The organism is Devosia sp. LjRoot16 (assembly GCF_964252795.1).
Lineage (GTDB): Bacteria > Pseudomonadota > Alphaproteobacteria > Rhizobiales > Devosiaceae > Devosia_A.
In genome coordinates, this window is record NZ_CAXUPH020000013.1 from 1 (window position 1) to 1,263 (window position 1,263).

The 1,263-nt window shown below is 64.7% G+C and carries 1 protein-coding gene; it reads right to left on the reverse strand.

Annotation, left to right across the window (positions count from 1 at the left end; translation table 11 throughout):
• Positions 1–3: 3 nt before the first annotated feature.
• Positions 4–1,185, reverse strand: coding sequence for an IS481 family transposase (locus tag ACSQ23_RS28450; protein WP_055883281.1), 1,182 nt, complete (start codon positions 1,183–1,185; stop codon positions 4–6).
• Between the last annotated feature and the right edge of the window lie 78 nt (positions 1,186–1,263).

Genomic DNA, 1,263 nt, shown 5'->3' on the forward strand with positions numbered 1-1,263 from the left:
TGTTCAGACCGGAGACAAGGTGGACGGGTGTTCGGAGACATGGTGGACAGTTTGGGCTGTGTTGTCTCGCAGGTCGATCTGAGCGATGCGATGGCGTCGATAGCAGATGTCGAAGAGGCCGTCGGTGTCGGTGGCACGTAGGGCGAGGGCACGTCCGGCGAAGGCGGTTGGGGCTTTGAGGATGCGTCCCCTGAAGCTGAAGCGGCCGTTCTGGTCGAGCTTGCGGACGTGGTCTTGCGACTCGTACTGGGGTGGCGTGATGGCCTCGGGCATCGACCTGGAGCTCATGGTGTAGCGCGCTGCCGGCGTGTCGAGCCTGAGCGCCTCGTGCGGCCGTTTGGTGTTGTAGACCGAGCGCCAGGCATCGAAGGCGGCCTGCGCCTCGTCGATGCTTTTGAGGTTATGAGCATCGAGCACCTCGGCCTTGAGGGTGCGGTGGAAGCGCTCCTCCTTGCCTTGGGTCTGGGGATGATAGGGCCGGCCGTGTACCAGGCCAATGCCTAGGTCCATCAGCCACACGCCCAGCCGGGTATACTGACCCTGGCCAGCTGTGCCCCAGGGCGGGCCGTTGTCGGCCAACATCCGCCAGGGCAGGCCATAGTGCTGGAACACCGCTGTGAGCCGGGTCTTGACCGTCTCTGCCGTCTCATCGGTGCATGCCTCCAGCTCGAGCGCATAGCGCGAGTGGTCGTCCAGCACCGTCAGCGGATGGCAGCGGCCTGTCTCCAACTCGACCCAGCCCTTGAAGTCCATCTGCCATAGATCATTGGGGGAGGCATGCTCGAAGCGCGTGAAGGCTCGCCGCTCTCCCGCTCCCGGCCCGTCCAGTTCCCCATGCCGGCGCAGGATCGCGGTGATCGTCGAGGCCGCCGGTACCGGCGCTACCCCATCGTTCTCCAGCACCCGGCGGATCTTGCGGCCACCCCATGCCCGGTGCTCGCTGCGCACCTGCAGCACCTTGTCCTCTAGCTCAGTGGACGTACGAGACGGACTGCTCAACGGCCGGCGTGAGCGATCCACCAAGCCGGCCATACCCGCTACACCATACACCGCCAGCCACTTGTAGCCGGTCGTCGGACTAACCCCGAACCGTCGGCACAACTCCCGCACGTTCGCACCCGACCCACTCGCCAGACGACAGAACTCTTCCCGTTCGGACTGCACTGAACGATCCGAAAATGGCATGCCGGCCTCCCCGCCCTTCATGCCAAATCCGTCCACCATGTCTCCGAACACCCGTCCACCATCTCCCCGGTCTATACA

Coding starts and splice junctions, on each gene's coding strand:
- ACSQ23_RS28450 (WP_055883281.1), bottom strand. CDS start 1,185: ATGCCATTTTCGGATCGTTCAGTGCAGTCCGAACGGGAAGAGTTCTGT.